This is a genomic window from Bilophila sp. (assembly GCF_057864385.1).
Genome location: NZ_DBMAFI010000010.1, coordinates 26,294 through 51,687, shown reverse-complemented (window position 1 = coordinate 51,687; position 25,394 = coordinate 26,294). Strand labels below are relative to the sequence as shown.

The following is a 25,394-nucleotide window of genomic DNA, read 5'->3' as shown; positions in this document are numbered from 1 at the left end:
CATCGGGACATGCCCGAATGGGCCGGACGTAGGACGGCGGCGGAAAATAAAACATTGTACCAGCTAACCTATTGGTTTATCTTTTTATTCAGAAAAAGCTATCTCTCAGAAAGATATGGCTGTGGCAGATCAGAAAGGGAAAAGGGCAAAGAGCCTCTTGTCTCCTTATCCATTTCATCCTCAGCAGGTAATAATTATTTAGGCAATAATCATTTATGAATACGATGAGTTGTTCTATCAAGGCACTTCTTGCACCCTCCCCGAACTATCGATGGGGGGAGCATCTCTGTCTGCTGGCACCGCTTGGTACCGTTATGGCATTCATTATCTTTTGCCTTGGCTGGTGGGGCGAACCCGTCCGCCAATTTTTTTCTCAGCTTGCGGCAGCCGATATTTCCATTACCCGCTTTATGAGCGTTATTACCCATATCGGCAATCCACTCATCTACGGGTGTTATTTTATGTTGCTGCTTGTGGCTCTCGTGAAGCGCGACAAAGAGAAAAAAGTGTTCGTTCTGCGTTGCGCCTTGTTCAGCATCTTTTTTTTGTGCTTTGCCATGCAGCTCATAAAATATGGGCTGGGTATGCCGAGGCCGGGATTTCCTTGGCCTCCATACCCTTTGGGCTTTATCAATCAATATGCTTCATTCCCTTCAGGGCATACAGCGACTGCCGTCACCGCAGCCATTCCTCTGGCACTTTGGTTCAAAAATCGTCCCTTTTCCCTTTTCATCTCAGTATTAATCGCACTTATAGGTTTTTCCCGAATATGGTTAGGTCAACATCACCCTATTGATATTGTTGGAGGAATGCTTTTAGGAAGTATTGCCGCCCGATGTATTGCCTGTGAACGGATTCCGATAAAAAAGTAGGGCAACACGTACCGTAGTAAACCAAAAAATTACATGAATAACAATAAAATAAGACTCTCAATCAGAGAGGGGCTGTGTCCGCTTGCCTGGCCTTGAAACAAAGAGGATGTTGAGCCGCAGGCCTCTCATCCAGCTCCTCCTTGAAATATGGAGCAGGTTCACTTATCCTTAGCAGATTCGCACGGGTTGTGCGGTCAATGTCCTTCGGTGATGCACGCCAGACTGTGCGCAGGAGAATTGAGCTCATGGAAGAAAAAGCACGTATCATTCAGGAACTCGTACCCGGAAAACAGGTTACGATTGCCCATCTGATCGCTCACCCTGACGAGGATCTCGCCAAAAAAATGGGCGTTCCCGGCGCTGAAGCGGTAGGGATCTTAACATTGAGCCCTCGTGAGGCGGCTATGATTGCGGGTGACTTCGCCACAAAAGCCGCTTCCGTCCAGATCGGATTTGTCGATCGTTTTACCGGCGCACTGGTCATTCAAGGCTCTGTAGCCAGTGTGGAAGAAGCCTTGCGTTATACGGTAAAAGCTCTCCATGATGTGCTTGGCTTTGCCGCATGCGAAACGACCAAGAGTTAACCCGATGAAGCGTTACGTTCTTCTTGGTACGGTCGGCGCAGGAAAAAGCACGTTGTACGCGGCCCTTCACGGTATTGCGTGTGACGAGGCAAAAAAAACGCAGGCTATGCAATATGATCTGGATGGGGGTGTTGATACTCCCGGCGAATTTTTCTGCCATCCTATGTATTATCCGGCGTTGCTCAGTGCCACTGTGGATACCGACGTGCTCATCTATGTCCACCCCGCCAATGATCCGCTGTGCCGTCTACCCGCTGGCTTTCTGGATATTTATACACAGCGTGAGGTCATTTGCGCCATCACGAAAGTGGACTTGCCCGACGCCGATTTTGAAGCTACCAAGGCCATGCTCATAGAGCACGGCGTTTCAGGGCCTTTCTTCCCTCTCGGAAAAGATCGTCCCGACCTCCTGCAGGAACTGGTGGATTGGCTCCAAAAGGAATGAGTTCCGACCGATAGAGAGCAGGGTAGGTTGTATATTTTTAACATAAGAATCCCCCTTGGTTTTATGCCCAAGAGGGATTCATTATTTTCTGAAGCTATTCTGTCCGTGATAAAAGCCGTACTTTCCTTTCGATGATATTTTTTGTCCTAGTAAACAGGAATAAGTTCATTTTCTTAGCTTTTTCATAAGCCTCTTGTACTTTTTTCTCTGTATTGATGCCTTCCTTGCCTAGTCCTCAAGCTTATAAGATTATTTTTGACAACACTAACGAAACCACTCCTGTTTTCCGTAGCAGAAATTTTAGTATCACTTATATAATCTGCTGTTTTGTCAAAAAAACTTAACTTTTTTCTTAAGCATATTACTTCCATTGAAAACCTCATGTAGCCTTCACTGGCATATCCACGAGTATATTATACAAGAATAATTTCTATTACTCTCTGATTTATACATTCTTTTATTAAGTAGAACCAGAAGTTGGAACGTTCCAGTCTTGTCTATTACGAAGAGTAGAAATGTAATATCCCAGTGGGTACATATTATAAAGGAGAATAATTTGAAAAATATGAAGAACCTAGAAACAAACACCCCCTTCTCGATTAATCAAGAAGGAGGTGTTTCACCATGTGTCATGGCATAATTTATACTGCTGAAGTCTAATCTATTCCATAGATTAAATTACTATTCTTCCATGTACGTTGCGGACTGGATACCCTTTTCGGCTACCGTTACGCTGTACATTTTCACCGTTTCGGGAAGAGAGGGCGCCATCTGATTCCAGATGTAGCGCGCCAAGTTTTCAGAGGAGGGGTTTACGGCATCGAATGGGGGGACATCATTGATATAGGCGTGATCAAGAGGCTCGAGAGCCTGTTTCAGAAGTGCCTTGAGATCACCAAAGTCCATGAGAAGTTCCGTGTCCTGCGAGAGCGTATACCCTTTGACGACCACTTCGACGGCGTAGTTATGCCCGTGGAGGTGCTCGCACTTTCCTTTATAATGCCGAAGGGCGTGCGCGGCGCAAAATTCGGAACGAACCGTAAGCTTCCAAAAAGGTCGAGACATGGTATTCCTTTCTTCCTGTATGTTATTGGATAGGGTTGGCTGAACACCAGCGGTGCATATCCTGCTGAAGGGCCGGGCCGGGAGTAACCATCCACTGCGGGCCAAGCCGTACCCGGCAGAAGGTGCCGTCGAGACAGAAAGCCAGCTGCATTTCCGTACTTCCTTTATGTCTTTCAAGTATGGCTTTGAGCGATTCCATCCCCTCGGCATTCAGGCGGCGGGGATCCAGTTCCCATGAAATGGGCGCGTCGCTTGCGGAGCAGGCTTCATTCAAGGCCTGTACCGAAACGCCCCGCAGCTTGATTTCCTTGACTGGGGCCTCGTCGTCCGAATCGTCATCCGAATCAGAAGAATAAGACGAGCCTTCCCTGTTGTCGATAGTCGCGGTCAGCAAAAGCGGCTGTTCTGAGTTGAGCAGCTCTCGGCTGGCATTCAACTCCTCTGTAAAGAAGGTCACTTCACCGGAAGCCGTGAGATCTTCTACAGCGACGAAGGCCATGCGGTTTCCACGCTTATTGAGGATTTCACGGATGCTTGTAACCAGTACGGCGCACTTGATCGTCGCCTTGTCCGCCATTTCCCGGCAGTCTTCCAACGGACGCAAAGCCAGCCGATTCAGTTCATGTCGATAGGGCTGCAAAGGATGGCTTGTTAAAAAGAAGCCGAGCGCTTCCTTCTCAAAGCGGAGCTTCTGATCCTCATCCCACTCTGAAATGCGCTCTTCCTCGCAAGGGAAACCTATCCCCGACGCCTGATTCTCTTCAGCCTTCTTTGGCGCAAGCGTCAATAGGGATATTTGATTGGACTGTTTTTCCTTAATCTTTTTCTGGGCACGGGCAACCACAGAATCAATGGCTGCGACCATAGCGGCGCGGGAACAGCCAAAGCAATCCAGCGATCCTCCTTTAATCAAGCTTTCCAAGACACGTTTGGTGACTTTCCGCAGGTTGACGCGGACACACAGATCCAAAAAGGAAAGGAACGGCCCATCTTTTTCACGGGCGGCAACGATTTCACGGATGGCTTCATCGCCGACATTCTTGATCCCGCCCAAGCCGTAAACGACCGCTTCATCGCGCACGATGAACTCACGGCGGCTGACCTGCACGTCAGGCTGACGGACTTCAATGTCGTTGTCCTTACAGGCGGCAATATATTTGAGGATCTTATCCTGATTTCCGATTTCCGAAGTGAGCAGGGCGGACATGAATTCCACTTTATGGTGGGTCTTCAGATACGCCGTATGGTAAGAAATGAGCGCATACGCGGCGGAGTGCGATTTGTTGAAGCCGTATTCCGCGAATTTTTCCATCAAGTCAAAGATTTCCGTTGCCTTTTCCTTACTGGTGCCATTTTTGACGGCACCGTCCACGAAAAGGGTTCTCTCTTTGGCCATGGCTTCGGCATTTTTCTTCCCCATTGCTCGCCGGAGCAGGTCTGCGCCGCCGAGGGTATATCCGGCAACAATCTGTGCGATCTGCATGACCTGTTCTTGATAGACGATAACACCGTAAGTGTCTTTCAGGCAGCCTTCCAGCGACGGCAGCGGATAGGTGACGTCCACCTCGCCGTGTTTACGCTTAATAAATTCGTCGACCATGCCGGAACCGAGAGGGCCGGGCCGGTACAGCGCCAGCATAGCAATGATATCTTCAAAACAGTTCGGGCGGAGCATGCGCAAATACTGGCGCATACCCGAACTTTCCACCTGAAACACGCCGTCCGTATCCCCTCTGGAAAAAACATCGTAAGTATCAGGATCCGTCAGCGGAAGGATGTCGAGGTTAGGAGCTTTCTTCCCCTGTTCCTCAATGGCTTTCAGGGTATTGTCGATCAGGGTCATGGTTCGCAGGCCAAGGAAGTCAAACTTTACGAGGCCCACCTTTTCGACCATTTTCATGTCGAACTGGGTGACAAGTTCGCCTTTTTTACCCCTATAGATCGGCAAGTACTCATCCATCGGTTTGTCGGAGACAACCACACCCGCAGCGTGCGTTGATGCATGGCGGGACAGCCCTTCCAGACGCATGGAGATGTCGAGCAGCTTACGGATGATCCGATCTTCCTTATAGAGGGTCGCCAGTTCGGGTTCTACGTCCAGCGCCTTCTTGATGGTCATCTTGAGATCATCGGGGATGAGCTTGGCGATGCGGTCGGTCTCTTTGAAGGACATGTCCAGCGCACGCCCCACGTCACGGACTACCGCCTTGGCCTTCATTTTTCCGAACGTCGTGATCTGCGATACGGAGTCGATGCCGTATTTTTGGCTCACATACTGGATCACGCGGCTACGCTTGTCTTCGCAGAAGTCAACGTCGATATCGGGCAGGCTGACACGTTCGATATTCAGGAAGCGTTCAAAAATGAGGTTATAGGGCAGGGGATCAAGGTTTGTGATGCGCAAAGCCCACGCCACGATAGAACCGGCTGCGGAACCGCGGCCGGGACCAACAGGGATGTCGTTCCCCTTCGCCCAGTTGATGAAGTCCTGCACGATCAAAAAATACCCCGGGAAACCCATCTCGCAGATGACCTTCAGCTCCATCTCAAGGCGATCCCAATAGATTTTAGGATCAAGCGTATCCCTATCAGGGTGCATTTCCAGACGCTGTTTGAGGCCCTCACGCGCAAGACGTTGGAACTCCGTCGACAGGGTCATCCCTTCCGGCAGTTCATATACAGGGAAGTAGTGGTGCGTGAAATCCATCTCCACATGGCACTCTTCAGCTATACGAACCGTATTGGAGAGGGCTTCGGGAACATGCTTGAAAGCCTGTTCCATCTCCTCGGCGGACTTATAATAAAGATCCCGCGCTTCAAAACGCATCCGTTTGGCGTCATTAACTTTTGCTTGTGTCTGGATACACAGCAGGACGTCATGGGCCTCAACGTCGTCAGCATTCAGGTAGTGGCAGTCATTCGTCGCAACCAAAGGAACTTTGGTATGTTCCGCAAGTTCCAACAACTTATTGTTCAAAGCCGCCTGATCAGGCAACGTGTTGGCTTGGACTTCCAAATAAAAACGCCCATCATAAATATCCATGTACTCTTGCGTCTGCCGGATGGCGTCGTCAAACGTCCCGCCATTCGTGATTAGCTTGTTGGCCCCCATCAAGGTCCGGGGGATTTCACCGGCAAGACACGCGGAAAGTGCAATGAGCCCTTCACTGTATTGGCGGAGCAGGGCCTTATCCACGCGGGGCTTGTAGTGGAAACCGTCCAAGAAGCCCTTGGAGACAAGGCGAACTAGGTTGTGGTACCCTTCATTATTCTTCGCCAGCAGAATCAAATGGTGCCGGACGCGGGAAAATTCGGAATCTTTATCCCGGTGGTCTTTGGTAACATAGACTTCGCACCCGATAATGGGTTTGATACCGTAACTCTTGCAGGTCGTATAGAAATAAGCCGCACCGTACAGGTTGCCGTGATCGGTAATCGCGGTGGCAGGCATCCCGAAATCTTTGGCGCGTGCGCATAAATCGTTCAGACGAATCGCGCCGTCGAGAAGACTGTACTCAGTATGGCAATGCAGATGCACAAATTCGGACATGAAACAATCCCGTAAAAGATGGAGTGAGGAGGTACGGCGATAAGCCTATCAAAAGACGCGGGTAGGCACAACGAACCTTTCTGGAAGGTTATAATAGAAAAACCTATAATAGAAGCTTGTCGATCACCTTGCTTCGGGGTATAAACAACTCCATGATGCATGCCTGTGAAAACAATATACCTCCGTCTTGGGACGACATCAGGGCTCACGAAGCTCGCTTTGAGGGTTTTGCGTCCATGTTCCTGCGTGAACACCCCAGTGACATGCTTCGGCTCAAACGGGAACATACCTATAAAGTCTTAGCCCATGCCCGTGCCATCATCACTCAGGAGGGGCTTGCTTCCCAAGAGGGAAGGGCGGCTCTGCTTGCGGCACTTTACCATGATACGGGACGATTTCCCCAATACGTCCGTTGGCGCACATTCAGCGATGCCGAATCTGAAAATCATGGCTATCTTGGCGTCCACGTCGTGAAAAAAGAGCATTTTCTGACGGGCGAACCCCAAAATATCCATAAATGGGTACTCACAGCCATCGCCTTACACAACAGATGTGCACTCCCGGCTTTGCCGGAACCGTACCTCACTATTGCCCATGTTGTCCGGGATGCGGATAAATTGGACATCATGCGCATCATGGCCCGGCATCTTTCACAGCCCATTCCAACGCGGGACGTTGTCCTCCATGTTCAGGATGCTCCCCAATTATGGTCGCAATCTATTGTGGATACGGTTCTTTCCGGGAAAGTCCCCAGCTATCGCGATCTTCGTTATATAAATGATTTCCGAATATTACTGGGATCATGGATCCATGATCTCCACTTTAGGTCTTCAAAGAAAGCATGTGTAGCGTCTGGATTTCTTCAAGAAGTCCTTAAAGGTTTACCTTCGACACCGGAATTGCAACCCGTAACAGCATATCTGCTCAATGAGTTCTCCACTATAGGAAATCTCCGTGGCTGACTTTTTTCACCCGTCGCTCCAGCGGGACATCAAGCGTTTTTGTTTACGGCATGGGCTGAATGCATCCCGTATTTACCGTACCCCCAAGGACTTTTGGAATGACGAAAGAGCAGGGGAACAGGCCATTTTTGTGTGTCTGCTGCACCAAATGCCTTTCGGGGAGGCCTTGAAGCTGGTAAGAGCTGCACAGCAATGTCCGAGGGGGGTTCTCCTTATAGATTACAAGTTGCCGGAAAGGAACCTAGATTTTCCCGCATATTGGCTTGGACATTGTTGCGAATGGATAGGCACGCATTATGAGTTGTACAAACGGTTTATACTGTATGGCGGTATTGAAGGCGTTGTCCATCAGTTAGGGGTTGTTCCTTTGAGGAGGGATATTTTTTGGGGTGGGGCGATTGCCGCAGTGTGGATTGTATGATATTTTATAATATGGAAGTAAACAGAAGTTTACATAATTCCCATTATGCGTCATTTTTACACTTGCCACAAGATGCGTCCTTAGCGTAAAAATACTTTCTTTCGTTACCCTCATTCAAGGACACACTCATGGGCATTCTCAGTGCTAGCTGCAGTTTTACCCGGTTCAAAATTACGGAACCCGTCCCCAAAGAACTTTGGATGGAAATCCCCGCAAAGCTCCGGCAATTTGCCTTTCAGGATATCGACGATATCGCCGAGGAACGTGGATGGGGATGGACAAGTTTTGAGGACATGCTCGATATGCAATGGCGCTCTGCTCCACCAGAAAAAGGTGCGTACCTCGCTTTTGCGCTCCGTCTGGACACGCGCAGGATTCCTCCTGCCGTCCTGAAAAAATATGTTACGATTGCACTCCGTGAAGAAGAAGCCCGCATCAAGGAACAAGGGAAAAAATTCATCGCCCGGGATCGGAAAAATGAGCTTCGGGATCAGGTCAAACTGCGTCTCATGGGACGTTTTCTCCCTATTCCTGCCGTATTTGACGTGGCGTGGGCAACCGATACCAACATCGTCTATTTGGCATCCACTCAAACAAAACTCATTGAACTTTTCATGAACCATTTTACATTGACTTTTGATCTCCACTTGGAACCGATGACGCCGTACGCCTTGGCAGCCTCCATGCTGGACGAAAAAACTTTGGCCCGGCTAGATGATCTTGAACCCACCAGCTTTGTATAAGGGGCCGACAATGAATGAACCTTATCTCGGCCAGACGACAGACATGGTGCTCGGCCAAGAATTCCTGACGTGGCTTTGGTTTCGTAGTGAAACGCAACCTATGGGGTTTAAAGATAAAGAAGGCGTGCCTTTTTCCATAAACCTTGAACAGCGGATCGTTGTCCAGGGAGGCGAAGGGGAAAATCTGGAAACGGCCTCCGTGTCCGGTTCCCTTTCCCAACTGCGTGAAGTCCGTCTTGGTTTGCGAACCGGCAAAAAGGTGACGAGGGCCCTTGTCCGTTTTGAACGGGAAGAATTGGCTTGGCAAACAACTGTAAAGGCTGAAGATTTTTCTCTTGGCAGTTTCAAGACGCCAAAGGTGGAAAGAGAAGAAGATGACGATCCCGATGCCGCCTTTCTTGAAAAAATGTATCTGATGGAGCTCTGTCTGGGGCTCTTTGACGCTTGTTACAAGCAGTTTTTGGATATCCGCCTTTCCAGCCTTTGGAATAAGGAAGTTCAAGACATGTCCGCATGGATGAGTCAGCAGGCATAGCCCACAGCGCTGGAGGCGACCATGTTCACGAACGAGACAACTTCCTTTATCCTCCGTTGCGTTCGCAAAACAATTTGGATGCTTCTGGTGCTGTGGGGGATTACCCTCGTCAGCTTCTTCGTTATCCATCTGGCTCCGGGGACGCCGACGGATATGCAGACGACGCTGAACCCTCTTGCGGGGGAGGCGGCGCGGGCCCGTCTTGAAGCGCTTTATGGGATTGATCGCCCTTTGTATGTCCAATATTTCGATTGGTTGTCGCGGATCGTACAGCTTGATTTCGGAAACTCCATGTCCAGTGATGCCCGCCCCGTTATAGAAAAAATAGCTGAGCGCCTTCCCCTGACTATCGGCATCAACGTGATTTCCCTTCTGTTGACGTTGCTCATCGCCGTCCCCATCGGTGTCATTTCCGCATGGAAACAAGGCTCACTGTTTGACAAGGGAATGACGGTACTCGTCTTTCTCGGATTCGCCATGCCGGGCTTTTGGCTTGCGCTGCTTCTCATGCTGTATACAGGTTTGGAACACCAATGGTTGCCTATTTCCGGTTTGATGTCCCTTGATTATGAATCGCTGTCCTTCTGGGGGAAGCTGATGGATCTGGGCAGGCACCTTGTTTTGCCCATTACCGTCATCACGGTGGGAAGCGTTGCAGGCATGTCCCGCTTTATGCGTTCATCCATGCTGGAAGTCTTGCGGCAAGATTTTATCCTCACAGCCAAAGCCAAAGGGCTGCCTGCACGTGTGGTTATTTTCCGGCATGCTCTGCGCAATGCGCTCCTCCCGGTCATTACCCTGCTCGGCCTTTCTGTGCCCGGACTTATCGGAGGCAGTGTCATTATTGAAACCATCTTTGCCCTGCCTGGTTTGGGGCAGCTTTTCTATGCCGCGGTCATGGCAAGGGACTATCCTTTGATTATGGGAAATTTAGTTCTCGGCGCCGTACTCACGCTCGCGGGCAATATGCTTGCTGATATCGGATACGGACTCGCAGATCCCCGGATTCGCGCTCAGGGGAAACGCCAATGACCGTAGACAAGACGTTCTTCACCCCCCTCTGCAAGCGCCTCGGTGCCATCCTTTCCCGACGTGGAATGCTCTTTATCGGCCTTGGCATCGTCATCATCATGTCTGCTGCCGCCCTCCTCGCCCCATGGCTTGCCCCCTATGATCCTACGGCGTTACACCTCAAGTCCATCTTGATGCCGCCGAGCGCGCAGTTTCCTTTGGGGACGGATGCCTTGGGCCGGGATGTACTCTCGCGCCTGCTTTACGGTGCGCGTGTCTCGCTCTGGGTAGGCTTTGTTTCCGTCAGCATCTCCATAGCCATAGGCATTACCTTGGGGCTGCTCGCCGGATATTTTAGGGGGATCGTCGATGAAATCATCATGCGCGGCGTCGACGTCATGCTTTGTTTTCCCTCTTTTTTTCTTATCCTTGCCGTTATTGCATTTTTAGAGCCAAGCCTGAATACGATTATGGTAGTTATCGGACTGACCTCATGGATGGGGGTGGCTCGGTTGGTTCGCGCTGAAACCCTCTCCCTGCGCGAACGGGATTTTATCGCGGCCGCCCGCTTGGCCGGTACCCGCCCTTTTCGCATTATGGTCATGCATATCCTTCCCAATGCACTGACTCCAGTCCTTGTCTCCGCCACACTCGGCATCGCCGGGGCCATTTTGGTGGAATCTTCACTCAGTTTTCTTGGGCTAGGTGTCCAACCGCCGGATCCCAGTTGGGGGAACATGCTGATGGAAGGCAAGGACGTCCTCGAAATCGCACCGTGGTTATCCTTGTATCCGGGGCTTGCCATTCTGCTCACTGTCTTGGGATACAACCTGCTGGGAGAAAGCCTACGGGATACGCTTGATCCTCGGCTCAAGCGGTAAACGCAAACCAGCCCTTCCCTCGCGGCTTGCATCATTCGAGTAATCCCCCTATGGTGGCTCTCGTTCGCGGTGAAACCTGCGAACGGCCTTGCAAGTCATGACCTTTCTTCGTACGAGTATTCCTTATTATGCTTGAATATTTGCATATTCGTGATCTCGCCTTGATATCCGACATGGAACTGGAATTTGCCCCAGGCATGAATGTTCTTACCGGGGAAACAGGGGCTGGGAAAAGCTTCATTCTGAAGGCGCTCAACTTTTTGATGGGGGAGAAACTCGGTGCGGACATGGTTCGTCCGGGAAGGGAGAGGGCTCAGGTCGAGGCCCTTTTTATGCGTTCCGGGGAAGAGTTCATCGTCCGCAGGGAACTGATTGCGGAAACCGGGCGTAGCCGTCTGTTCATCAACGATACGCTGGCCTCCCAAGAAACCATCAAAGAACTGCGAACCACCCTTCTCGTCCATACGAGCCAGCATGGGCAACAAAAACTGCTCCAACCGAATTTTCAGGCCAAGTTGATTGATGATTGGATGAATCGGCCTGATCTTTTGGCGACACGAAACACTCTGGTAAAAGAACTCAAGGAAGCGGTCGAAAAAAAGGAAGCGCTCCGTATTCGTTTCAGGGATCTTGCGGATCGCCGGGAGCTTCTTGAAATGCACCTCGCGGAGATTAAAAAAGTCGATCCGGCTGAGGGCGAAGAAGAACAGCTCGAAGCTATGCGCGCTGAGTGGCGTGGGACTGAGCAATTGCGGCGGCATTACGAGCGGGCGCAAATGCTCCTGCGTGGCGATGAAACAGGCCTCCTCGAACAGCTCGGGCATCTGGAGCACGCACTGGAATTGCTGGCTGGAGATGATGAGGATATGGCCGCATACCTTGAATCGGTAGTCGCTTTTCGCCAGACGGTTGCCGAGCTGGAGCGGAAACTGCGCCGCCCTCCCCTGCCCCAGACGGATATCGATCCGGAACAGATAGAAGCCCGGCTTTTTGAACTGGCCCAGCTTAAACGCAAGCTCCACCGGACACTTCCAGAGATTCTTGCCCTCAGGGAAGAAATTCAGGAAAATCTTTCATTTCTTGATGCCTGCAAACTGGATATCAGGCAAGTAGAAAAACAGGAAAAGCAGCTTCAGGAACAACTCGCGAGTGCATTGGCACTGTTAAATCCCGAACGCCGAAAGGCGGGAGTGGCTTTCACCCAAAAGCTGGAAAATGAGTTGCAGGGATTGGGCTTTTCCCAATATGTCCGAGTCATCGCAGACTGGTCGGAAGTGGAATTGTTCCCCGGATGTGTGGAAGACCGGGTCAGACTTTTGTGGTCTCCCAATCCCGGTCAGCAACCGCAGCCTCTGGACAAAATCGCCTCAGGCGGCGAACTGTCCCGATTCATGCTCGCGGTCGTTTCCGTACAGGAACACGATGAAGAAGCCACGCTTATTTTTGACGAAGTGGATGCCGGAGTTGGTGGGCTCACCCTCAACAAGGTTGCTGAGCGGCTCGAAGCTCTTGCACAACATCGGCAGATGCTTTTGATTACGCATTGGCCGCAGCTTGCCTCCAGAGCCCTTCGCCACTTCCGCGTGACGAAGCAGGTCAAAGACGGCAAGACCTTTACGCAATGCCTCCGTCTTGATGAAGGAGAACGGAAAACGGAATTGGCGCGTATGGCCGGTATTGAAAGCTGATTTTCCCTTAATAACAATACATAAAAAAAGGAAGAGGCGAAATCCCCTTCCTTTTTTTACATCAAAACCAGATGCGTTACGCGGCAGCTTTGGCAGCGTTGAGAGCCTTGGCAAGGCGAGAAATCTTGCGGGCGGCCTTCTTCCAATGGATGACGCCCTTGGTGGCGGCCTTATCCAGAGAAGAAGTGGCAGTGCTCAGGAGCTGCGCGGCGGTAGCCTGATCATCAGCCTTGATAGCGGCGCGGACAGATTTCACCACATTCTTGATGCGGGTCTTGACGGTACGATTGCGAGCAGCGCGCTTCACGCTCTGCTTATGACGCTTGATAGCAGACTTGTGGTTGGCCACGATTTCCCTCCGGGTACGTCTTGCTGCGTCCGAGACGCGGCGTGGTTGCAGTTTGAATTGATATCCTTATCTTCTTTTACGTATTCAGTCAAGTCTTTTCAGGAAGCCAAGTTCCTGTGCAGCCGCGCAGAACCGTTCCGAATGCGTTATGGCGATGGCTCCCCGACCGGACTACGCCAGAGAGCCATGTGGGGCTAAAGTTGCAGCGCCGAAAAATCGGCAAGCCGCTCCATGCGCAGGGTTAATGCCTTAAGCATATTAAGACGGTTGGCGCGAAGATCAGGATCTTCACACATAACCATGACTTTATCGAAAAGCTCATCTACAGCCGGTCGAAGTGCTGCCAGCATGGAGAAAAGCGCATCAAAATCGTCATTTGCCCAGGCAGCATCAAACGCAATAAACATCTTTTCCAGAGCTTCCGCAAGCGCTTTTTCCGCCGGTTCCTGCAACAGTTCACGTTTCCACGTACCCTGAAGAACCACACCTGCTTCATGGCCCTGCTTACGGATGATATTGGCGACGCGCTTGAACGTCTGTGCGGCCTGCGGGAAATCAGCCTGCCGACTCATGGTCTCCAAAGCACCGAGACGTTGGCCGAGAGCCCATACGTTGTCGGGCTCAACAGCGGTCACGGCCTCGACAAGCAACGTATCCTTACCCTGTGTCAGGAAATAGTTCTTTACACGGGCAATGAAAAATTCATTCAGTTTCACGAGCGCTTCAGCGGGGGCCAGCTTCCACTTCCGATCGCCGTACAGCTTCTGTGCTTCCAGGAAAAGCTCTTTGACGTCAAAACGGTAGCCACGCTCAAGCATGATACGGGTGATGCCGAGAGCACAACGCCGGAGTGCATAGGGATCGGCCGCACCTGTGGGGATCATGCCCAGCCCAAAGCATCCGACAAGCGTATCCACCTTATCCGCGATCGACAGGATGGAGCCAAGCTCTGTGGCTGGAACGGGCGAATCAGGGCCGGAGGGCAGATACTGTTCGGCAAGAGCGGTTGCGACGGCTTCCGTTTCTCCCTTTTTACGGGCATAAATTCCGCCCATGACACCCTGCAACGTATCGAACTCGCCGACCATAGCGGAAACCAAGTCCGCCTTGGAAAGCCGCCCCGCCCGCGCGGCCTGTTCCTGATCCTGCTGCACCTTCTCGGCAAGCCAGCGGCACAGCGCGCTGATACGGCGGGTCTTTTCGCCCATACTCCCCAAAGGAGCAAGGAATGTGACCGCATCAAGCGCTTCCAGCCACTCATCAAATGTAGCTTCAAGATCGGTTTTCCAGAAGAACCGCCCGTCTTCAAGGCGGGCGCGGAGCACGCGTTCCCATCCCTTTTTGACAAGGGAAAGATCTTTCGGGCGCAGATTCAGAACAGTCAGGAAGTGCGGCATGAGCTTGCCAGAAGCATCTTCCACCCCAAAGCTCTTCTGGTGTTCCTGCATACTGGTCAGCAGGACTTCACGGGGCAACTCAAGAAAAGCAGGATCAAAGTCCCCCAGCAACGGTACGGGACACTCAACCAATCCTTGAACTTCATCAAGCAGGCCGTCGATCCAGATGATTTTGCCATTGACCGCTTCCGCGATTCTATTCCCTTCGCTGACGATATAGGCACGCCGTTCAGCCGCCTTTAGTTGAACGGCCCCTTCCTTTACGATGGTGGGCACGTAATCGTCCGCGGTCTTAATTGTAAAGGGTCCGGGGCCAAGCACACGATGCCCCCGTGTAACCCGTCCGGAAACGACCTTACCGATTTCAAACGGAACGACAACATCGCCCAACAGTGCAAGAACCCAACGGATGGGACGGGCAAACGCAAACTCGCCGTCTCCCCAACGCATGCGCTTGGCAAAGGGCAAAGCCGCGATAATGGACGGGCACAAACCGGCAAGCACATCCAATGTAGGTACGCCGCCGGTTTTCTTCATCCCGGAAAGGTATTCCCCTTTTTCGGTTTGCGTCCTGGTCAAAGCGGAAACGTCAATGCCGAGCGTCTTGGCAAAACCCTGAGCGGCTTTGGTAGAATTCCCTTCGGCATCGAACGCGATGCGGGCGGGCGGCCCCATAACCAGTTCTTCTTTGGTAGGCTGGGTATCTTCCAGCCCTTCCACAAGAACCACGGAGCGACGCGGCGTAGCGCAGGTATCAAGAAGGGAAAATGTATAGCCAGCTTCTTCCAGCCCAACCGTGAACCGCTCCGCCAGTTCTTTTTCAACATTGGATAAAAAACGGGCCGGCAATTCTTCCGTGCCGATTTCAAGAACAAAGGTGGACATTACCGCTTCCCTCCGAGCATGGGATACCCCATTTCCTTACGCTGCTCCGCATACAGACGCGCAACGGATGAGGCCAATGTACGCACACGCCCGATATAACCGGTGCGTTCCGTAATGGAAATAGCTCCCCGCGCATCCAGCAAATTAAACGTATGGGAGCACTTTAAACAATAATCATACGCGGGCCAAAGCAGTCCCTGAGCAGCGAGGCGAAGACATTCGGCCTCGAACTGGTCAAAGTGCTCACGGTGCATGGCGGCGTCACTCTCGTCAAAGTTATAGCGGGACTGCTCAACTTCATTCTGATGGTAGATCTGACCATAGGTCACATGCTCGTTCCACTGAATGTCGTAAACGGAATCTTTCCCTTGCAAGTACATGGTCAGACGCTCCAAGCCATAGGTGAGCTCCGCGCTGACGGGCGAGAGATCAATCCCGCCGACCTGTTGGAAATAGGTGAACTGCGACACTTCCATACCGTTCAGCCACACTTCCCAGCCGAGTCCCCACGCACCGAGGGTTGGAGATTCCCAGTCGTCTTCAACGAAACGGATGTCATGTTCTTCCTGGTGAATCCCCAATGCGCGAAGGCTGCCAAGATAAAGATCCTGCACGTCATCTGGTGAGGGCTTTAAAATGACCTGAAACTGGAAATAGTGCTGAAGCCGGTTGGGGTTTTCCCCATACCGCCCATCCGTGGGACGCCGGGAAGGTTCCACATAGGCCACATTCCACGGCTCAGGCCCGATAACACGCAAAAATGTCGATGGGTTAAACGTACCGGCACCACATTCTATATCCATCGGCTGAGCAACGACGCATCCCCTGCTCGCCCAATAGCGTTGCAGAGTGAGAATTACATCCTGAAAATACATGCTTCCTCCATGACAATAGCGGCACTCACCAGTGGGGGATTTCCTTCTGAAAAAGCGGCCACAACAGACCGTTTTTATACTCGGAATCTTTCGGATTACACTCTCCGAAACCGCCCCCTGTCCCAAGTCAGGCCCAAATGATACTGCACAAAGCCATCCACCGCTCTCGCGCACTCACGTCGTCCCGCCGGGAGCAATACTGCGTCCGCTCCTTCCAAAGAACCAGACGTCAAAAAATGCCAATGCAGGGGTGATACTTCCTGTACTTGGCGCAAAACGTCAAGGGTTTTGCCGCTGATTTCCACAATATTTCCTCGTCCGGAAGCACAATCCGGGCAAATGATGGTTCCTTCGGAAACCAGAAACCCAGCATGATCAAAATCTTTTTTCCCGCAAGAAACACATGCCGTCAAAGCGGGAGCGTATCCCTGCTGAGACGCCAAACGCAACCGAAAGAGGATTGGAAGAATATCCTGAACGGTTTCGGACTGTTCGAGAAGTTCCAACGTATCCTTGAGAAGCAGGAATACCCTATCCGCACCATCCTGAGGAACGCCAAGCGCTTCAACAAACCGGACACAGTTCATGAACATGCCCAGCCGATTCCAGTCCGTCCGCAAACGTCGGGGGCCACGAATCAGATTGCCTTCCTGTAAGGAGAGGTACATCCCGTTTCGAGTCGTCTTGGTGCTGATCTGGAGTTCGTTAAAAAGATCCAGACAGCCGCAGAATCGTTTGCGACTCCGGCTGCCGCCAAAGGCGAACGCCGAGACGATACCGTGGCGGCGCGTCAACATGCGCAGCCAAAGATCCGATTCCCGAAAGCGCCCTACCCCCAAAACAAGGGCTGTGTCGGACCATTCCATAGACTAATTCTGAGCGTCATTGGGGAACGTGACAGTCTTGACCTGACCAATTTTTCCTACAGGGGGCAGTTCCTTGCCGTCGTACGTGAGCAGCATGGCTCCCGCGTTGCCCAATTTTATAACAAGCTTTTCCTGAAAGTCGACACTCAGGGTATCTCCTTTATGCATGATCCGCTGGCTGTTTTTGCCGTCTGCGGTCGTCGAAACCCAGCAGTCGCCCTGTGCCGTCAACAACATACTGTGCCCTGTAACCTGAGGCGTCTCTTGCGCTGTTGACATCTCCGTTTCAGCAGGCAGGGGCGTTCCACCCAAAACAATCGGTTCCTCTGATGCCGAAGGAAGCGTCGCGTTCGCAACCGGCCCTGCAGAAACGGTAGGCGTCGTGGCCACAGCAGGAACCGCTTCGGGGACAATCGGAGAAGACACCGCCGCCGGGTCCACTTTTTCCTGACTTGCCGTATTGGTGGAAAGTCCGGGAATGCTGTCCCGAAAATACCATGCCCCTCCCGCAAGGAACAGTGCGCACAAAAGGATGGCAAGCCAAGGCACATGCCTTTCCTCGCGACGTGCCGCAGTGGGGACAACACGGACTTCCTGTTCACGCAGCTCTTCTTCTGGATCTCTGAGCAGCGCGCACGCAGCGTGGGTAATGCTGTCGTCGACGGCAAGGAGTTTCGCATACGCCCGAATGAACCCCCGGGCATATACGGCGTGGGGCATAGCTTCCATGTCGCCTTCCTCTATAGCTTTAACCAGCCGAGAGGTAATCTTGAGTTGCGCGGCAACATCTTCTTCCGCCAGCCCCTTATGAATACGCCTCTCACGAAGCAGAGCCCCAAAATCTGCCAGCGTCCAAACAGTTTCCGTCTCTTCCATGCTGTGTCCTTTCGGAAATCGAATGCAAAGGGATAGTTATTGGCGGATCTCAACCACAGCCCGCTTGCGGAGCTGTTCACTGTATTCACGGAAGCGCTCTTGGAGCTTCGGTTCACGCAAAATCCTTTCGATCTGCGGCGTGGCTTCCTCCAAGGTTTGCCCCTCTCCGGACTCCATTGAGAGAAGCTTCAACTGTCCTTTCAGTCCGTTGTTCACTTCAAACAATCCGGAAACATCTCCCGGATTGAGCTGAGAGAGGCGATCCTGCCATGTAGGATCAAGGCTGTTCCAATCCACAACACCCACATCGCCACCTTCCTGAGCGCGAGGCCCCACGGAAACCTGACGGGCGGCCTGTTCAAAGGAGAGCTTGCCGCTACGGATGCGGGCGGCAAGCGCCTCGGCATTTTCCGTAGGCGGATATACGATAACCGCGAAACGGACTTTCTGGTTATTCATAAACGTTTGCTTATGCAGATTATAATAATCGGCGATTTCTTCTTTCGTCACAATGACTTTACGGCCGACCATATTGGCAAGGAGGCGGTTCCGCAAAAGGCTGCTGCGGATGCGTTCACGGAAATCTTTCTCCGTCGTGCGCTGGATCTGGAGCTGGCGCTGGAACTCTTCCGGCGTCATTTTATTACGTGACATGATTTGTTGTATTTCATTATCCACTTCGCTGTCGCCCACCGAAATTTTAAGGCGCTGGGCTTCCTGCGTCAGGATAATGTTGTTGATCATGCGTTCCAGCGTTACCTTGGTCAGCTCTTCTATCGCGGCGGCCTGATTGGGATCTTTAGGATTCAATCCCCGCCGCATGGCTTCGGGGGCGGTTTCGGCCTGTAAGTCAAACACTGTTATCATTTCGCCGTTCACAACGGCGGCAACGCCATTGATGGCGGCGTGTGCGGAAGACGTGATCAAAAACACCAAAAGAAACGCAGTACTGACGATGCGCACGCTATGCTCCTTGATATTCTGGCTCTGGGATTGAAACACTCCCATCCTTGTTTCGTAACACTGGGCACACAAAAAGATTTCCTTAGGAGGAACGTTTTTCGGAATACGTTCGATCCGATGGAAAACCTTCTTGATGTGCTGCCTGTACGACAATTGTTAGGCAAGATACGCTGATTCCTGCCAACTTGCAACGCCAAGACTTTCTAACGCTTCCGGGCGCATATCAGTCCGCCAGAAGCGTTCCCAGCGCAAGCCTGGCGGCATCCAACCTGCTTGGGGTAGGCAACTGCATATCCAGCTTCAACTCTAGACTTGATGGGGGAATCAGTTTGGCGTTGCCTTTTTGGGCACTCAAGAACGGCACCAGTTTTTCGGGGGCGATAGCGGTCTGCTTCTCATCCCACAGAATGCGGATCCGATCTTCATATACGTCGGCTTTCAGGGCTTGAGCACCGCTCAGGAATTGTTTAAGCGCCAATACCGCTATAAAGACTTCCAAGGGCTGCGGCAAAACGCCAAAACGATCTCGGAGCTCAAGTTCGAGTTCTTGGCGGGCCTGGGCATCCGGAGCAGCGGACAGCCGCTTATACCAGCTCAGGCGTTCCCGCCCATCTGTAATATAGTCCTCGGGGATATGGGCGGTAAGCCCTAAGTTGAGCTCCGTTTCAACCTGTAACGAGACGCCGCCATTTTTGATCTTGTTGACGGCTTGTTCGAGCATTTCAAGATACAGTTCAAGCCCCACACGCCCCATATGACCGGACTGAACCTCACCAAGGATATTTCCGGCGCCACGCAGCCGCAGATCTTCCATTGCAACCTGGAAGCCTGCCCCCAAATAATCCATATCAAGGATGATACGCAGGCGTTCTTTCGTTGCGGCCGGCAGGCGGTCCAAACCCGAAACGACGAAACAGGCAAAAGCCTGCCGATCTGACCGCCCCACCCTGCCCCGCAACTGGTACAACTGCCCCAGACCGAAAAGATGCGCCTGATCGACGATCAGCGTATTGGCCCGAGGGAAGTCCAGCCCCGACTCAACAATAGCGGTACAAACCAGAATATCCAACTCGCCATGCCAAAACGCGTGCATGGTTTCTTCAAGCTTCTTTTCCGGCAACTGTCCATGCGCCATACCGATGCGCGCATTTGGAGCCAGTTCCTTGACGAACTCGACGACCCGTTCCAGTCCCTGCACCCGGTTATGAACCCAAAAAACTTGCCCCTCACGGGACAATTCCCGTTCAATCACCTGCCGGAGCGTTGCCTTGTCCCGCTCCAGCAGCGCCGTGGATACGGGTTTGCGTTCTGGAGGTGCCGTCTCGATGACTGAAAGCTCACGTACCCCGGACATGGATAACTGAAGCGTCCGGGGGATCGGTGTAGCCGTCAATGTGAGCGCATCGACATTCTTTTTGATCTTCTTAAGCTTCTCTTTGTGCCGGACACCGAAACGCTGTTCTTCGTCAAGGATAAGCAAACCAAGATTCGGGAGAACCACATCGTCCGAAAGGAGCCGATGTGTGCCGATAAGAATATCGATCTGCCCTGAAGCCGCCGCCTTGAGCACTTCTTTCTGCTTGGCCGAAGAAACGAAACGGCTTAGCAAGCCGACATTGAGCGCGAAGCCCGAAAGCCGGGAGCGAAAGGTCTGATAATGCTGCTCGGCAAGGACCGTTGTAGGACACAATAGCGCAACCTGACGCCCTTCTGAAGCGGCTCTGAAGGCCGCCCGTAGGGCAACCTCCGTTTTGCCGAATCCCACATCTCCACAGACAAGCCGATCCATAGGCTCTGGCTTTTCCATGTCAGCCAGAACGTCCTGTATAGCTTTCGCCTGATCAGGCGTTTCCTCGAAGCCAAAGGACGCTTCAAATTCATGGTACAATTCCCCAAGTGGGGGATACCGGAAGCCCTTAGCCACCTTACGCCATGCATACATTTCGATCAAATCTTCGGCGATTTTCTCAATAGCTTTGCGGGCTTTTTCTTTTCCGGACTGCCAAGACCCACCGCCCAGACGATCCAGTGACGGCTGCGTTTCCCCTCCACCTTTAAAGCGTTGGATGAGGGAAAGGCGATCCACGGGAACATAAAGCCGATCATCCCCAGAGTAGTGCAGCAGCAGGAAATCGTTGGCCGTACTGCCTGTCTCCATACGCAACAGGCCCCCGAAACGGGCAATGCCGTAGTCCCGGTGAACCAGCAAGTCGCCGGGCTTCAACTCGTCATACCGGTCAAGCCCTTTAAAGGCTCCAGTAGGAACGCGGCGGCTTTTTTCCGCGTGCGGCTGGAGGAGGTCTTCCCCAAGTAGGATGCTCTGATCCCAAATCAGTTCAGCGCCAGCCCGAAACGGTGTCACCAAAGCGAACAGGCCATGCTGTTCCGCCGAATACCGCAGTAAAGGGGCCAAACCATCCTGAGAAGCAAGATTCAAAAACTTTGTTCGGCTCTTTTCGGAAGCAAAGCACAAAATCGTCTGCCGCTTGTCGATCTGCCACCGTTTCAGTGACTGAACGAGTGTCTGCCAAGGGCGATCCCGCTCCGCAATCGAAGGAAACAGATCCTCGAACGAAGAAAGGCTCCGTTCCGGCAGATCATGGGCTTTTTTAGCGACGTCCATCACCAGAGGTTCCGCGTGAATACAGGCGAACCGCTCGCAAGCACTTTCCGCATCGTTTGCGCCGCGTATGGCTAAACGTTGCGGCTGAGGGCGGCCTTCCACATCCTGCGCTTCAAGGGCTTCCGTCCAAAGGCATTCCGCTGAAGACAACATATCCCGAAGCTCGGTGAGCCCCGGCAAGACCCATACTGTACCAGCAGGAAGCCATCCTTCCAGATTGGTCGCCGTGTCATAACAACAACCCGGCAATAATCGAAAATCACCTTGCTCTTGTAAGCGCGTCAGCCCAAACCGTTCATTTTCAGTCAGCATGCTTTTTTGAAACAGGCTGTTCCAACGGGCCTGCATTTTTGCTTGGTCTGCGGGTGACTGTCGAATAGGTGACACGGGAAGAATCCGTACTTCGGAAAGATTTGCCTTGGAACGCTGGCTCACAGGATCGAAAAGGCGAATATCTTCTATAAGATCTCCAAAAAAATCAAGACGTATGGGCTTGTCATAACCGGGAGGCATGATGTCGAGGATATCACCTCGTCTGGCAATCTCTCCCGGATTCGAGACCATGGAGACGCGCTCATAGCCCCACTCAACGGCCTGTTCAAGGAGCATATCTAACGAGACGTCTTCCCCCTGGATGAGGTTAATCTCCCGATTCTCAAAAAAATCCAGAGGGACAAGTTTGGGAAGCAAGTTATCGGCGGTCAGGATAAGCCCTTTGGCCTGTCCACTGCGTAAGGCGTATAGGGCGGCCAAGCGTTCCGTCCAGCCTGCACGGTTGACCGAACGAGGAGGAAACGGCGGTAACGACGTCCAACCACTTTTATGAAGGGCATCCGGCAAAAAGTCCCCGCTGGACAACTCAGGAGAGAAGAGCCGTATTAAGGCACGGGCGGTAAGCAATTCATCCCTGTTTTTTACAACCCAAGCCACACCACGGCCCTGTTGGAACATATCTACGCAAAGCCGCGCCTGTGTAACCAGCCCCGCACGCGCAACGTGTATCCGCCCATCCTTGAGGCGAGCGATCTCGGCCATCACATCTGTATACACGAAAGTACCTCTCAACCATTGAACGTCATTCCCAAATCACATGGAATCAATGAAGCTTTCCCACCAATTGTCAAGCCTCGCTCCGCATGGCGATGATCCGGGACAAAAGCTGAAAATAAAACTATCCTTATGCTTTTAAACAAATGGACAAGCAGAAGAATTGAATAGGTGAAGGTCCCATAAGCTCTTATCCAAAGGCAAAATGATTATGGAGGCTGAACAAGTCAGCTTCTTAGGTTAGGGCATCACAATCTAACAGCAGGCGCACGGGTTATGAAAAAAATCAATTGATCAAAATGAGATGTTTTGATGTCCCCGTAAGCGGACGAGCCCCTGATGCGGTGATTTCCAGCGTATGCTCAAGGCCAACCATCCCGACACCGGGGATGCCGATTTTCGGTTCAATGGCGACAACCATGCCCTGTTCCAACGGGGCGGTAAAGCCTTTAGCAAAAACCGGGGTCTCATCGACAGTCAAGCCTATGCCATGTCCCAAGAATGGAACCTTGTCACGCCCTAATCCCATAAATCTATCCATTTGCCCTTCTCGTTGGGCAATGGCACATGCCCCTGCCCATATTTCTGCCGGAACAGCTCCCGGCTTCAAAGCTGCTGCGGCTTGTTCAAAAATCTCAACGCACACGGCATGCGCCCGCCGAACAGAGTCAGGGATCGTATCGGCCGTACCACTCCAATACACCTGTGTCTTATCCGTATTATACCCTTCCACGTTGAACCCCATATCGACGGAAAGCAAAGCGCGTTCCTGCCAAAGGCGTTCAGCATTTCCCATAAACGGAACGGCTGGGCACATACCTTTGCAGCCAAGGGGGCCATTATAATAGGTGGGATAAATGCCGGACGTTTCAGCAGAGGCATAACCAAAGAAATTTTCCTCACCCGGCGCATTCATCCGCAACATGCCGCTCCCGCCGCACATAAACACCGCTTCCACATACTTTCTTGCAATATCAAACTCGCTCATGCCGGGGTGTATGCGCTCTGGGAGAACTTCATCCAAAACTTTTGCATGCAATGCCCCGCATCGACGCAGTTTTTCAAGTTCCCACTCAGATTTTACGGATCGAGCCTGAGCAAGGACAGCATCGCAGGAAATGAATCGTACGCCTTCCATACGGCTTTGCAGCATCTCCGCCATCGACCAGTTGAATCCATTTTTATCAACGGCAATGACTGGAGAAAGCGGACTTCCGCACCCGGCGCACAGAGAGGCTATTTCTTTATATGATTTAAAGGGGAAAATGTGACGCAAGGGAGATTCCATTTGTGCACGTTCTACTCCCTTGCGGAGCAATAACACGGGTTCTCCTTCAACGGGCAGCCATATGAGCCCCCACCCTAGTGTGCCTGTCAAATAGTAAATACCAAGCCGGGAAGTAACGAGCATCCCCCCTGCATCAGGAGTGAGCGTGCGCAACAGGCGACGACAGTGGGTATGCCGAAATTCTATCTCTCCAAGCGGTAACATATCAGGGCTCGCCATGATCAGCTCTCCTTACAATAAGCTCGTTTTATTCCGTTTTAACGGATTTTTTTGCGTCATTGATCCTTGGAATTTTCCTCATTTTGTTTTTCATTGCAATAACGGGGGTGAAATATGTTTTTGGAATTTTGGGAAATAGTTTTATTGGTTGAGTTGTAGGATATTTGTTGTTATAAATTTACATAATTTTAAAAGCTATGGGCTAGTTAAAAACATCAAAAAGGTTTTTACTAACTAGCTGAAAAGCAAATCTTTCCATGTTATCCCAGACGAAGAATACATACCTAAAACCTTTTCATTGCCTTTATTGGCATAACCTACTAAACTCTCCTGCACTCTTTTTGTGAGGTTCATCATGTTGCAGACGTTTCTTTCCGACGGCAGGATGCGCGAATTTCTGACCCAAGCCCGTACAATTGTCGTCGTCGGAGCAAAAGATAAAGAAGGTCAACCTGTTGATCGCGTTGGGAAGTATCTCATCCAAGCAGGCTACCAAGTGATTCCGGTTCATCCCGTACGCAAAGACGTGTGGGGACTTCAAACCTATCCTTCGCTTGCCGAAGTACCTTTCCCTATTGACATCGTTAATGTATTCCGGGCACCGCAATACTGCCCTGCTCATGCGCGGGAGACTGTGGCGCTCTCACCCCTCCCCCAACTGTTTTGGATGCAGGAAGGCATTGTGAGCCCTGAAGCCGCTTCCATCGCTGGTAAGGCGGGGATCGCCGTCGTCGAAGATTTATGCATCATGGTTGAACACAAACGCCTTCTAGGGAATTGATATCATGAAAAAAACTGTTTTTGACTGCCAAATGTGCGGTCAATGCTGCGAGGGGGAAGGCGGCATAATACTGAGCCCCAAGGATTTGAAGCGCCTTTATGAAGGCCTGAATCTCGAAAAACAGGCTTTCCTTGATGCCTACGGCGTTTTTCGGAATGGAAAATGGCAAGTAAAGACGGGTGAAGACGGGAATTGTATTTTTTTCCGGGCCGGACAAAGCTGTACCGTCCATGCCATCAAGCCAGATGTTTGCCGGGCATGGCCGTTTTTCCGCGGAAACATGGCTGATGCCGAAAGCCTCCATCTGGCCAAGGCTTTTTGCCCCGGTATACGCCCTGATGCAACGCATGAGGAATTCGTAGAGGAAGGCCGGGCTTATCTGGAAGAAAACGGGCTCGTGGCCTCTGATCCGGAGCATGAGGGGCACGCACTTCTGCCGGTTTCCAACACGGGCTCTTCCTTTTAACT

At 51.8% G+C, this 25,394-nt stretch carries 22 protein-coding genes; 12 read left to right on the top strand and 10 right to left on the bottom strand.

All coding sequences use genetic code 11. The annotated features are described in order from the left end of the window. Nucleotides 1–215: 215 nt before the first annotated feature. The 3 genes from ACZM8Y_RS04915 (at nt 216) to ACZM8Y_RS04905 (ending at nt 1,901) form a co-directional block, all read left to right on the top strand. Complete coding sequence (locus ACZM8Y_RS04915; RefSeq protein ID WP_479858620.1) at nt 216–872, top strand: phosphatase PAP2 family protein; 657 nt, start codon at nt 216–218, stop codon at nt 870–872. Between the two features lie 245 nt (nt 873–1,117). Next, nucleotides 1,118–1,456 carry an ethanolamine utilization microcompartment protein EutS gene (gene eutS, locus ACZM8Y_RS04910; RefSeq protein ID WP_005027076.1) on the top strand — a complete coding sequence of 113 codons (339 nt, stop codon included), beginning with the start codon at nt 1,118–1,120 and terminating at the stop codon, nt 1,454–1,456. Nucleotides 1,457–1,460: 4 nt separating this feature from the next. Continuing rightward, complete coding sequence (locus tag ACZM8Y_RS04905) at nt 1,461–1,901, top strand: EutP/PduV family microcompartment system protein (protein ID WP_479858621.1); 441 nt, start codon at nt 1,461–1,463, stop codon at nt 1,899–1,901. Nucleotides 1,902–2,582: 681 nt separating this feature from the next. Here the strand turns inward: ACZM8Y_RS04905 and queD are convergent. Both queD and dnaE read right to left on the bottom strand, forming a co-directional pair. Further along, nucleotides 2,583–2,966: a 6-carboxytetrahydropterin synthase QueD gene (gene queD / locus ACZM8Y_RS04900; RefSeq protein ID WP_479858934.1), complete on the bottom strand. Its 384-nt coding sequence runs from the start codon at nt 2,964–2,966 to the stop codon at nt 2,583–2,585. 22 nt (nt 2,967–2,988) lie between these two features. After that, complete coding sequence (gene dnaE, locus ACZM8Y_RS04895) at nt 2,989–6,516, bottom strand: DNA polymerase III subunit alpha (protein WP_482333279.1); 3,528 nt, start codon at nt 6,514–6,516, stop codon at nt 2,989–2,991. Nucleotides 6,517–6,632: 116 nt separating this feature from the next. On the opposite strand from dnaE, the gene ACZM8Y_RS04890 reads away from it, so the two are divergent. The 7 genes from ACZM8Y_RS04890 (at nt 6,633) to ACZM8Y_RS04860 (ending at nt 12,757) form a co-directional block, all read left to right on the top strand. Further along, nucleotides 6,633–7,478, top strand: a complete 846-nt coding sequence (locus ACZM8Y_RS04890; RefSeq protein WP_489501619.1) for an HD domain-containing protein — start codon at nt 6,633–6,635, stop codon at nt 7,476–7,478. Beyond that, nucleotides 7,471–7,899 carry a hypothetical protein gene (locus ACZM8Y_RS04885; RefSeq protein ID WP_479858931.1) on the top strand — a complete coding sequence of 143 codons (429 nt, stop codon included), beginning with the start codon at nt 7,471–7,473 and terminating at the stop codon, nt 7,897–7,899. The genes ACZM8Y_RS04890 and ACZM8Y_RS04885 overlap by 8 nt, the downstream gene beginning before the upstream one ends. Nucleotides 7,900–8,027: 128 nt before the next feature. Continuing rightward, nucleotides 8,028–8,642: a hypothetical protein gene (locus ACZM8Y_RS04880; RefSeq protein WP_302553332.1), complete on the top strand. Its 615-nt coding sequence runs from the start codon at nt 8,028–8,030 to the stop codon at nt 8,640–8,642. Between the two features lie 10 nt (nt 8,643–8,652). After that, entirely contained in the window at nt 8,653–9,177 is a 525-nt protein-coding gene (locus tag ACZM8Y_RS04875) for a hypothetical protein (RefSeq protein WP_308771163.1), read from the top strand. Nucleotides 9,178–9,198: 21 nt separating this feature from the next. Next, entirely contained in the window at nt 9,199–10,209 is a 1,011-nt protein-coding gene (locus ACZM8Y_RS04870; protein WP_479858930.1) for an ABC transporter permease, read from the top strand. Beyond that, a complete protein-coding gene (locus tag ACZM8Y_RS04865; protein ID WP_482333287.1) occupies nt 10,206–11,069 on the top strand; it encodes an ABC transporter permease in 864 nt (287 codons plus the stop codon). Before ACZM8Y_RS04870 ends, ACZM8Y_RS04865 begins: the two co-directional genes overlap by 4 nt. A gap of 128 nt (nt 11,070–11,197) precedes the next feature. Further along, entirely contained in the window at nt 11,198–12,757 is a 1,560-nt protein-coding gene (locus ACZM8Y_RS04860) for a DNA repair protein RecN (RefSeq protein WP_482333289.1), read from the top strand. 76 nt (nt 12,758–12,833) lie between these two features. Here ACZM8Y_RS04860 and rpsT read toward each other — a convergent pair whose 3' ends face one another. The 8 genes from rpsT to ACZM8Y_RS04820 form a co-directional block, all read right to left on the bottom strand. Continuing rightward, nucleotides 12,834–13,106, bottom strand: coding sequence for a 30S ribosomal protein S20 (gene rpsT, locus ACZM8Y_RS04855; RefSeq protein ID WP_302553345.1), 273 nt, complete (start codon nt 13,104–13,106; stop codon nt 12,834–12,836). 194 nt (nt 13,107–13,300) lie between these two features. Further along, nucleotides 13,301–15,388 (bottom strand): glycine--tRNA ligase subunit beta, encoded by a 2,088-nt coding sequence (glyS, locus tag ACZM8Y_RS04850; RefSeq protein WP_482333292.1) that lies wholly within the window; start codon nt 15,386–15,388, stop codon nt 13,301–13,303. Beyond that, nucleotides 15,388–16,263 carry a glycine--tRNA ligase subunit alpha gene (locus ACZM8Y_RS04845; protein WP_302553338.1) on the bottom strand — a complete coding sequence of 292 codons (876 nt, stop codon included), beginning with the start codon at nt 16,261–16,263 and terminating at the stop codon, nt 15,388–15,390. The genes glyS and ACZM8Y_RS04845 overlap by 1 nt, the downstream gene beginning before the upstream one ends. Before the next feature lie 95 nt (nt 16,264–16,358). Then, nucleotides 16,359–17,129 carry a DNA repair protein RecO gene (recO, locus tag ACZM8Y_RS04840; protein ID WP_479859257.1) on the bottom strand — a complete coding sequence of 257 codons (771 nt, stop codon included), beginning with the start codon at nt 17,127–17,129 and terminating at the stop codon, nt 16,359–16,361. A 3-nt stretch (nt 17,130–17,132) separates the two neighbouring features. After that, nucleotides 17,133–18,005, bottom strand: coding sequence for a RodZ domain-containing protein (locus tag ACZM8Y_RS04835; RefSeq protein ID WP_479859256.1), 873 nt, complete (start codon nt 18,003–18,005; stop codon nt 17,133–17,135). Nucleotides 18,006–18,041: 36 nt separating this feature from the next. Beyond that, nucleotides 18,042–18,968 carry a SurA N-terminal domain-containing protein gene (locus ACZM8Y_RS04830; RefSeq protein WP_337430912.1) on the bottom strand — a complete coding sequence of 309 codons (927 nt, stop codon included), beginning with the start codon at nt 18,966–18,968 and terminating at the stop codon, nt 18,042–18,044. 223 nt (nt 18,969–19,191) lie between these two features. Next, a complete protein-coding gene (gene mfd, locus ACZM8Y_RS04825; protein WP_489501616.1) occupies nt 19,192–22,626 on the bottom strand; it encodes a transcription-repair coupling factor in 3,435 nt (1,144 codons plus the stop codon). Between the two features lie 298 nt (nt 22,627–22,924). Continuing rightward, nucleotides 22,925–24,145 carry a M24 family metallopeptidase gene (locus ACZM8Y_RS04820; RefSeq protein WP_479858438.1) on the bottom strand — a complete coding sequence of 407 codons (1,221 nt, stop codon included), beginning with the start codon at nt 24,143–24,145 and terminating at the stop codon, nt 22,925–22,927. Nucleotides 24,146–24,500: 355 nt separating this feature from the next. Here ACZM8Y_RS04820 and ACZM8Y_RS04815 point away from each other — a divergent pair, with 355 nt between their 5' ends. Beyond that, nucleotides 24,501–24,926 carry a CoA-binding protein gene (locus tag ACZM8Y_RS04815; RefSeq protein ID WP_479858437.1) on the top strand — a complete coding sequence of 142 codons (426 nt, stop codon included), beginning with the start codon at nt 24,501–24,503 and terminating at the stop codon, nt 24,924–24,926. A gap of 4 nt (nt 24,927–24,930) precedes the next feature. After that, nucleotides 24,931–25,392 carry a YkgJ family cysteine cluster protein gene (locus ACZM8Y_RS04810; RefSeq protein WP_302553344.1) on the top strand — a complete coding sequence of 154 codons (462 nt, stop codon included), beginning with the start codon at nt 24,931–24,933 and terminating at the stop codon, nt 25,390–25,392. The last annotated feature ends 2 nt before the right edge of the window (nt 25,393–25,394 follow it).

What these genes read in the sequence shown, in the direction of transcription:
- ACZM8Y_RS04845 (WP_302553338.1), bottom strand. Translation starts at nt 16,263, where the DNA reads ATGTATTTTCAGGATGTAATTCTCACTCTGCAACGCTATTGGGCGAGC.
- ACZM8Y_RS04915 (WP_479858620.1), top strand. Translation starts at nt 216, where the DNA reads ATGAATACGATGAGTTGTTCTATCAAGGCACTTCTTGCACCCTCCCCG.
- ACZM8Y_RS04875 (WP_308771163.1), top strand. Translation starts at nt 8,653, where the DNA reads ATGAATGAACCTTATCTCGGCCAGACGACAGACATGGTGCTCGGCCAA.
- ACZM8Y_RS04835 (WP_479859256.1), bottom strand. Translation starts at nt 18,005, where the DNA reads ATGGAAGAGACGGAAACTGTTTGGACGCTGGCAGATTTTGGGGCTCTG.
- dnaE (WP_482333279.1), bottom strand. Translation starts at nt 6,516, where the DNA reads ATGTCCGAATTTGTGCATCTGCATTGCCATACTGAGTACAGTCTTCTC.
- ACZM8Y_RS04810 (WP_302553344.1), top strand. Translation starts at nt 24,931, where the DNA reads ATGAAAAAAACTGTTTTTGACTGCCAAATGTGCGGTCAATGCTGCGAG.
- eutS (WP_005027076.1), top strand. Translation starts at nt 1,118, where the DNA reads ATGGAAGAAAAAGCACGTATCATTCAGGAACTCGTACCCGGAAAACAG.
- ACZM8Y_RS04880 (WP_302553332.1), top strand. Translation starts at nt 8,028, where the DNA reads ATGGGCATTCTCAGTGCTAGCTGCAGTTTTACCCGGTTCAAAATTACG.
- ACZM8Y_RS04815 (WP_479858437.1), top strand. Translation starts at nt 24,501, where the DNA reads ATGTTGCAGACGTTTCTTTCCGACGGCAGGATGCGCGAATTTCTGACC.
- glyS (WP_482333292.1), bottom strand. Translation starts at nt 15,388, where the DNA reads ATGTCCACCTTTGTTCTTGAAATCGGCACGGAAGAATTGCCGGCCCGT.
- queD (WP_479858934.1), bottom strand. Translation starts at nt 2,966, where the DNA reads ATGTCTCGACCTTTTTGGAAGCTTACGGTTCGTTCCGAATTTTGCGCC.
- mfd (WP_489501616.1), bottom strand. Translation starts at nt 22,626, where the DNA reads ATGGCCGAGATCGCTCGCCTCAAGGATGGGCGGATACACGTTGCGCGT.
- ACZM8Y_RS04870 (WP_479858930.1), top strand. Translation starts at nt 9,199, where the DNA reads ATGTTCACGAACGAGACAACTTCCTTTATCCTCCGTTGCGTTCGCAAA.
- ACZM8Y_RS04865 (WP_482333287.1), top strand. Translation starts at nt 10,206, where the DNA reads ATGACCGTAGACAAGACGTTCTTCACCCCCCTCTGCAAGCGCCTCGGT.
- ACZM8Y_RS04860 (WP_482333289.1), top strand. Translation starts at nt 11,198, where the DNA reads ATGCTTGAATATTTGCATATTCGTGATCTCGCCTTGATATCCGACATG.
- recO (WP_479859257.1), bottom strand. Translation starts at nt 17,129, where the DNA reads ATGGAATGGTCCGACACAGCCCTTGTTTTGGGGGTAGGGCGCTTTCGG.
- ACZM8Y_RS04905 (WP_479858621.1), top strand. Translation starts at nt 1,461, where the DNA reads ATGAAGCGTTACGTTCTTCTTGGTACGGTCGGCGCAGGAAAAAGCACG.
- ACZM8Y_RS04820 (WP_479858438.1), bottom strand. Translation starts at nt 24,145, where the DNA reads ATGGCGAGCCCTGATATGTTACCGCTTGGAGAGATAGAATTTCGGCAT.